Source organism: Mesorhizobium sp. M0772 (assembly GCF_040320135.1).
Lineage (GTDB): Bacteria > Pseudomonadota > Alphaproteobacteria > Rhizobiales > Rhizobiaceae > Mesorhizobium.
This window is the reverse complement of record NZ_JAMYPB010000095.1, coordinates 1-7,205: the sequence shown is the minus strand read 5'-3', so window position 1 is coordinate 7,205 and position 7,205 is coordinate 1. Positions and strand designations below refer to the sequence as shown.

The following is a 7,205-nucleotide window of genomic DNA, read 5'->3' as shown; positions in this document are numbered from 1 at the left end:
ACCGTCGTCCGCAAACCACCCCCTGCGAGCCACCGCCGCCGCCCTTGGCTTCGTTACCACCGCCGCCGACCCGCGCACCCGCATCGCCGCCTGCCCCGGCACTCCTGCCTGCGCATCCGGCCGCATCGCCACGCGCGATATTGCCGAGACAATCGCCGCCGAAAACGCTGATATCCTCGACTTCACACTGCACATTTCCGGCTGCGCCAAGGGCTGCGCTCACCCCGGCTCTGCCGCGCTAACAATCGTCGGCGGCGAAAACGGAGCCGGACTTGTCGTGAACGCGACGGCAAAGGCCCTTCCTGCGGGCTACAGGCCGGGCTATGACGCCGCACGCGGCGTCAGTCGCGTCGCGGCGATGGTCCGCAGCGCACGATTTCAGGGCGAAACCGCCGCCGCTTGCCTGACAAGGCTCGGGCCGGCGGCAATCGCCGAAAGCTACCGACAGGAATAAGCATGGCCGCCTACGACTACATCCATGACGGCAACGCCATCTATGAGCGCTCCTTCGCCATCATCCGCGCCGAGGCCGATCTGTCGCGCTTTTCGGAAGCCGAGGCCGATGTCGCCATCCGCATGATCCATGCCTGCGGCCAGGTCGAAGCATCAAGTCATTTTGTTTTCTCCAGCGATTTCGTCGCCGCCGCCCGCAGCGCCTTGGCGGCCGGCGCGCCGATCTTCTGCGATGCCGAAATGGTCTCGCATGGCGTCACCCGCGCCAGGCTGCCGGCCGGCAATGAGGTGATCTGCACCTTGCGCGCCCCGCGCACGCACGACATCGCCAAGGAGATCGGCAACACCCGCTCGGCCGCCGCGATCGACCTCTGGGGCGAGCGCATGGCCGGTTCGGTGGTCGCCATAGGCAATGCGCCGACGGCACTGTTCTATCTCCTGGAAAAGTTGCGCGACGGCGCGCCGAAGCCGGCGGCGATCATCGGCATGCCGGTCGGCTTCGTCGGTGCCGCCGAATCCAAGGATGCGCTGGCCGAGAATTCCTATGGCGTACCCTACGCCATCGTGCGCGGCAGGCTTGGCGGCAGCGCCATGACTGCAGCCGCCCTCAATTCGCTGGCGAGGCCCGGCCTGTGAACGCAGCTGTCAAAGAAGATCTGGCAAAAGGCCGCGTCGTCGGCGTCGGCACCGGTCCCGGCGATCCCGAACTCTTGACGCTGAAAGCCGCGCGCGTCCTGGCCGAGGCCGATGTCGTTGCCTATTTCGCCAAGCGCGGCAACAACAGCAACGCGCGCGCCATCGTCGAGGCGCGCTTCCGGCCGGATATGCTGGAACTGCCGCTTCTCTATCCCGTCACCACCGAGATCGACAAGGATCACGACGACTACCGTTCGCAGATCACCGATTTCTACGAGGAGTCGGCCGAGAAGGTCGCCGAACACCTCGAAGCCGGCCGCATGGTCGCCGTGCTCTCCGAAGGCGACCCGCTGTTCTACGGCTCCTACATGCACCTGCATGTCCGCCTCGCCCATCGCTTCCCGACCGAAGTCATCCCCGGCGTCACCGCCATGTCGGGCTGCTGGTCGCAGACCGGCGTGCCGATCGTCCAGGGCGACGATGTCCTGACGGTTTTGCCCGGCACGATGAGCGAGTTCGAGCTGACGCGCCGTCTCGCCGACACCGACGCCGCCGTCATCATGAAGGTCGGCCGCAATCTGCCCAAGATCAGGCGGGCGCTGGAGGCCACCGGCAAGCTCGCCCGCGCCGTTTATGTCGAGCGCGGCACCATGGCCGGTAGCATCTCGATGAAGCTTGCCGACAAGCCGGACGACAAGGCGCCTTATTTCGCCATCGTGCTGGTCGCCGGCTGGTCCGGCCGGCCTGGCGTTATGGAAGCCAAGCCATGAGCGGCCGGCTCACCGTCATCGGCCTTGGGCCAGGCAATGCCGATCAGGTGACGCCGGAGGCGAGCCGGGCCGTGGCGCAGGCAAAATTCTTATATGGCTACAAACCTTATCTCGACCGGCTTGATCTTCGCACCGACCAAACCCGCGTCGCCTCGGACAATCGCGAGGAACTCGCCCGCTCCAAGGACGCGCTGGTCAGGGCTGCCGAGGGCCATGACGTCGCCGTCGTTTCCGGCGGCGATCCCGGCGTCTTTGCCATGGCCGCCGCGGTCTGTGAGGCGATCGAGGCCGGCCCGGCCGAATGGCGAACCGTCGATGTCACTGTCGTGCCCGGCGTCACCGCCATGTTGGCGGTTGCCGCCCGCATCGGCGCGCCACTCGGCCATGATTTCTGCGCCATCTCGCTGTCCGACAATCTCAAACCGTGGGATCTGATCGAGCTGCGCCTTTTGGCGGCGGCCGGCGCCGGCTTCGTCATCGCGCTCTATAACCCGATCAGCAAGGCGCGCCCTTGGCAGCTCGGCCGCGCCTTCGAATGCCTGCGCGCCATCCTGCCCGGCACCACGCCGGTCATCTTCGGCCGCGCCGCCGGCCGCCCGGACGAGCGCATCGAGGTTTTTCTGTTGGCCGATGTCGAGGCGGAAAGGGCCGACATGGCGACCTGCATCATCATCGGCTCGCCGGAGACAAGGATCATCAAGCGCGGTGACAAACCGGCGCTGGTCTACACACCGCGTTCCGCGACGGGGTCGAGACCATGATCGATCATCGCGGCCAATGCTTCGACAGTTTCGGCCGACGGCACCTCCGGCAGGATGGGCCTGCGCACCATCACCACCTCGATACCGAGCGCCCGCGCCGCCGCGATCTTGCCGTAGGTGGCCTCGCCGCCGCTGTTCTTGGACACGACAACATCGATGCGGTGCTCCTCGAGCAGTGCGTGTTCATCCGGCTCGCGGAATGGCCCGCGCCCCAGCAGGTAAGCCGCATCCGGCACCGCCAGTTTCGGCTCGACCGGATCGACGCTGCGGATGAGGTAGTGATGCTGCGGCGCCGCCTCGAAAGCCGCGACCTCTTGGCGACCAAGCGCCAGGAAGATACGGCGCGGCGCCGGTCCAAGCGCATGCACCGCATCGCCTGTCGTATCGGCCTGCGTCCAGCGGTCGCCATCGACAGGCTCCCAGCCAGGGCGGCGCAAAGCAAGGATCGGCACGCCGGTCATTTGCGCGGCTTGCGCCGCATTGGCGGAAATTCGCGCGGCATAGGGATGCGTCGCGTCGATCAGCAGATCGGTTCGCGTCTCCCTGAGATAGACGGCCAACCCTTCATTGCCGCCAAATCCGCCGCTGCGCACCGGCACGCCTTGCGCCACCGGGCTTTCGGTGCGGCCGGCCAGCGACAGAGTGACACGGAAATCTTCCACCAGTTTTTCGGCCAATTGGCGCGCTTCTGTCGTGCCGCCAAGGATCAGAATCTTCTTCATGAGCACCATGTTGAACAGCGTCGGCGCTGCCCCTCACCCCTACCCTCTCCCCCTGAAGAACGGGGAGAGGGAGGCGTCAGCGCCGGAGCGTCTCCCTTCTCCCCGTCACTACACGGGGAGGTGAGGAGTGGTCTGGCTGGCAGACGAAAAGTCAATTGCTTGACTTTTCGAACGGCGAACGCCTCAGGCGGATGAGGGGCGGCGCGACATGTCAAAAAAACAGCCCACGCCAAAATGGCTTACAATCGTCGGCATCGGCGAGGACGGTTTAGCGGGTCTCGGCGACGAGGCCAAGCGGCTGATCGCGCAAGCCGAATTCGTCTTCGGCGGCAAGCGGCATCTGGCGCTGGTGGCCTCCCTGGCCAAGGGCGAGGCGCGCGCCTGGCCGGTTCCTTTCGATGCCGGCATGGCAGACGTGCTGGCGCTGGCCGGCCGGCAGGTCTGCGTGCTCGCCTCCGGCGATCCGTTCTTCCATGGTGTCGGCGCTACGCTTGCCCGCAAGGTGAAGCCTGGGCAAATGCATGTTATCCCCGCGCCGTCAGCGACTTCGCTGGCCGCCGCACGGCTCGGCTGGGCGTTGCAGGACATCGAAGTGATCTCGCTGCATGGCCGCCCACTCGATCTGATCCGGCCGCTGCTGCATCCCAGGGCGCGCATCCTGGCGCTGACATCGGACGGCGACGCACCAGCGACAATAGCGCGCCTGCTCGCAGAGCTCGACTTCGGCGGTTCGCGGCTGACCGTTCTGGAAGCGCTGGGCGGACCGAACGAGAAGCTTCGCTCGGCACGTGCCGACGCTTTCGATCTCAGAGACATCAATCCGCTCAACGTGCTGGCGCTTGAGCTTGAATCGACACAAGAGGCCCGCATCCTGCCGCTGACCGTTGGCCGCGCCGACCATCTGTTCGAGCACGACGGCCAGATCACCAAGCACGACATCCGCGCCATCACGCTTGCGGCGCTGGCGCCGAGGCGTGGCGAATTGCTGTGGGACATCGGCGCCGGTTCCGGCTCCATCGGCATCGAATGGATGCTCGCTCACCCCTCGACGCGCGCCATCGCCATCGAGGCCAACAGCGACCGCGCCGCCCGCATCGTCCGCAACGCCGCGCATTGCGGCGTGCCCGGTCTTGTCGTGGTGGAAGGGTCGGCGCCCAAGGCACTGGCCGGGCTGGACAGGCCGGATGCGATCTTCATCGGCGGAGGTGGCAGCGACGCCGGCGTGCTGAACGCCGCCATTAAGGCGCTGCCACCCCGTGGCCGTCTCGTTGCCAATGCGGTGACGCTGGAGATGGAGGCGCTCCTTCTCGCGGAGCACATCAAGCGCGGCGGCGACCTTACCCGCATCACCATTTCCCGCGCTTCTCCTGTCGGTTCGATGCAGGCCTGGCGCCCGGCCATGCCGGTCACCCAGTGGAGCTGGGTGAAGCCATGATGGTGGCGGGCATCGGCAGCCGGAAGGGCGTGAGCGTCGAAGACGTGCTCGCGGCGATCGAAACCGCCCTCGAAGCGCACGGGCTGGCGATAACGGCGCTGTCGGCCTTGGCGACCGCCGCGCTCAAGAAAGACGAAGAAGCGATCTCTGCCGCTGGCCGCACGCTTCACCTTCCCGTCATCATCGTTGATGACGCAGCACTTCAGGCCGTCTCGTCGGAGGCACTCAGCAAATCCGATCTCTCGCAGGACCTCGCCGGCACACCCTCCGTCTCAGAAGCCTCCGCCCTTGCCGTTGCCGGCCCCGGTGCAAAGCTGCTTGGTCCACGCACCGTGCTCGGCCCGGTCACCTGCGCCATCGCCATCAGCGGAGACGCGCCATGACCGTGCATTTCATCGGCGCCGGTCCCGGTGCCGCCGACCTCATCACACTGCGCGGCGCCAAGCTGCTGGCAAGCTGCCCGGTCTGTCTGCATGCCGGCTCGATCGTCGCGCCGGAATTGCTGCAACACTGCGCACCGGGGACCAAACTGATCGATACGGCGCCGATGTCACTCGACGAAATCGAGGTCGAATATGTGACAGCCCACCAGGCCGGCCACGATGTCGCCCGCCTGCATTCCGGCGACCTCTCGGTGTGGAGCGCCGTGGCCGAGCAGATCCGCCGGCTGGAAAAACACGGCATTCCTTACACGCTGACGCCGGGCGTTCCCTCTTTCGCCGCCGCAGCCGCAGCCCTTCGCCGCGAACTGACCATTCCCGAGGTGGCGCAAAGCCTGGTGCTGACCCGCGTCTCCGGCCGCGCCTCGAAAATGCCGCCGGGCGAAACGCTGGCCGGCTTCGGCCGCACCGGCGCGACGCTGGCCATTCATCTCGCCATCCACGCCATCGACCGAGTCGTCGCCGAATTGTCGCCGCATTATGGCGGCGATTGCCCGGTGGCGATCGTCTTTCGCGCTTCATGGCCGGACGAGCGCGTGCTGACCGGCACGCTCGCCACGATCGAGGCACTGCTCGCCGCCGACCCGATGGAGCGCACGGCGATCATCTTCGTCGGCCGCTCGCTGGCAGCGGAAGGTTTTGACGAGAGTTCATTGTACGACGCCCACTATCAGCGGCGTTTCCGGGGACGGGACGGATTGTGAGCGGTAAAAGCGAAAACACCACGCTCGAACAGGCCCTTGCCCGGCTGAACTTCAAGCCGCGCCGGCTTGAGCCGGGCCATGTCTGGCTGGCCGGCGCCGGCCCCGGCGATCCCGGCTGCCTGACGCTGGAAGTGCTGGCGGCTTTAGCCGAGGCAGATGCGCTGGTCTACGACGCGCTGGTCTCGCCCGACGTCGTCGCTGTCGCGGAAAAGGCCGAACTGTTCTTTGCGGGAAAGCGCGGCGGCAAGCCGTCGATGAAGCAGGACGACATCACCGCTCTGCTGGTGCGGCTGGCGCGCGATGGCCGCCGCGTCATCAGGCTGAAGGGTGGCGATCCCTATATTTTCGGCCGTGGCGGCGAAGAGGCGCTGGCGCTGGCGCGCGAAAAAATCCCGTTCCGCGTCCTGCCCGGCCTGACATCGGGGCTGAGCGCGCTGGCCGCCACCGGCATTCCCGCAACCATGCGCGGCATCAACAAGGCGATCATCCTGGCGACAGGTCATGCCGCCGGCACAGATGACGATCTCGACTGGGGCGCGATCGCCCGCACCGGCCAGCCGGTGGTCATCTATATGGGCATGGCCAATCTGCCTGTTATCGCCGCGTCGCTGCTCGAAGGCGGGCTGGCGCCGTCGACGCCGGCGGCTGTCATCGTTTCGGCGACGACACCGCAGGAGCGGACCGTCGTCGCGACACTCGCCACCATTTCCGAAGCGGCCGCCGCGGCGGAATTGGCCTCGCCGGCCCTCATTGTCGTCGGCGGCATCGTCGCCATGCGCGCAGCACTGGCGGGTAACGCATGACCCGCGCCATCATCATCGGCGCGCCGCGTTCCGGCTCCGGCAAGACCAGCGTCACCATCGGCATTTTGCGCGCGCTCGCCCGGCGCGGCATCAAGGTGCGCGGCGCCAAGTCCGGCCCCGACTATATCGATCCGGGTTTTCATACCGCCGCAACCGGTCTGTCCGGCGTCAACCTGGACAGCTGGGCGATGTCGCCTGACCTGCTCAACGCGTTGGCCGGCAATGCCACCGAGGATGCCGATTTTATCTTCCTCGAAAGCGCGATGGGCCTGTTCGACGGCATCCCGGCCGGACAAGGCCGCACCGGCTCGGCCGCCGATCTGGCGCGGCTCTACCACCTGCCGGTGCTTTTGGTGCTCGACGTCTCGGGACAGTCGACGGCCGGGGGCCGCCGCCGGCCCCGGGGTTGGTGCCAAAAAACCGACGGGGGGGAAGACGGGCTACGTGTCAAACCCCAGCGCCCGCGTGGAATTAAAAAAAG

At 66.8% G+C, this 7,205-nt stretch carries 9 protein-coding genes and 1 pseudogene; 9 read left to right on the top strand and 1 reads right to left on the bottom strand.

All coding sequences use genetic code 11. The features are described 5' to 3' along the window. The 4 genes and pseudogenes from NKI06_RS30455 to NKI06_RS30440 all read left to right on the top strand — a co-directional run. A pseudogene (locus tag NKI06_RS30455) lies at window positions 1-454 on the top strand (precorrin-3B synthase); the annotation flags it as partial. Window positions 455-456: 2 nt separating this feature from the next. Next, on the top strand, window positions 457-1,089 hold the full coding sequence (locus NKI06_RS30450; RefSeq protein WP_352987905.1) for a precorrin-8X methylmutase: 633 nt from the start codon (window positions 457-459) through the stop codon (window positions 1,087-1,089). Continuing rightward, entirely contained in the window at window positions 1,086-1,859 is a 774-nt protein-coding gene (locus tag NKI06_RS30445; RefSeq protein ID WP_352887461.1) for a precorrin-2 C(20)-methyltransferase, read from the top strand. Before NKI06_RS30450 ends, NKI06_RS30445 begins: the two co-directional genes overlap by 4 nt. Continuing rightward, window positions 1,856-2,620 (top strand): precorrin-3B C(17)-methyltransferase, encoded by a 765-nt coding sequence (locus tag NKI06_RS30440; RefSeq protein WP_352987904.1) that lies wholly within the window; start codon window positions 1,856-1,858, stop codon window positions 2,618-2,620. The genes NKI06_RS30445 and NKI06_RS30440 overlap by 4 nt, the downstream gene beginning before the upstream one ends. Here NKI06_RS30440 and NKI06_RS30435 read toward each other — a convergent pair. Beyond that, window positions 2,584-3,342, bottom strand: coding sequence for a cobalt-precorrin-6A reductase (locus NKI06_RS30435; RefSeq protein ID WP_352987903.1), 759 nt, complete (start codon window positions 3,340-3,342; stop codon window positions 2,584-2,586). The genes NKI06_RS30440 and NKI06_RS30435 overlap by 37 nt on opposite strands. A gap of 208 nt (window positions 3,343-3,550) precedes the next feature. Here NKI06_RS30435 and cbiE point away from each other — a divergent pair, with 208 nt between their 5' ends. From cbiE to NKI06_RS30410, 5 genes are all read left to right on the top strand, one after another. After that, window positions 3,551-4,777, top strand: coding sequence for a precorrin-6y C5,15-methyltransferase (decarboxylating) subunit CbiE (gene cbiE, locus NKI06_RS30430; RefSeq protein ID WP_352987902.1), 1,227 nt, complete (start codon window positions 3,551-3,553; stop codon window positions 4,775-4,777). Then, the gene (locus NKI06_RS30425) at window positions 4,774-5,160 is read left to right on the top strand and encodes a cobalamin biosynthesis protein (RefSeq protein WP_023712695.1); all 387 of its coding nucleotides are present in this window, start codon (window positions 4,774-4,776) and stop codon (window positions 5,158-5,160) included. Before cbiE ends, NKI06_RS30425 begins: the two co-directional genes overlap by 4 nt. Next, window positions 5,157-5,921, top strand: coding sequence for a precorrin-4 C(11)-methyltransferase (gene cobM / locus NKI06_RS30420; RefSeq protein WP_023670837.1), 765 nt, complete (start codon window positions 5,157-5,159; stop codon window positions 5,919-5,921). Before NKI06_RS30425 ends, cobM begins: the two co-directional genes overlap by 4 nt. Then, the gene (cobA, locus tag NKI06_RS30415; RefSeq protein WP_023670838.1) at window positions 5,918-6,724 is read left to right on the top strand and encodes a uroporphyrinogen-III C-methyltransferase; all 807 of its coding nucleotides are present in this window, start codon (window positions 5,918-5,920) and stop codon (window positions 6,722-6,724) included. Before cobM ends, cobA begins: the two co-directional genes overlap by 4 nt. Beyond that, the coding region (locus NKI06_RS30410; protein ID WP_502900631.1) for a nucleotide-binding protein at window positions 6,721-7,205 on the top strand (485 nt) is incomplete at its 3' end. The genes cobA and NKI06_RS30410, both read left to right, overlap by 4 nt.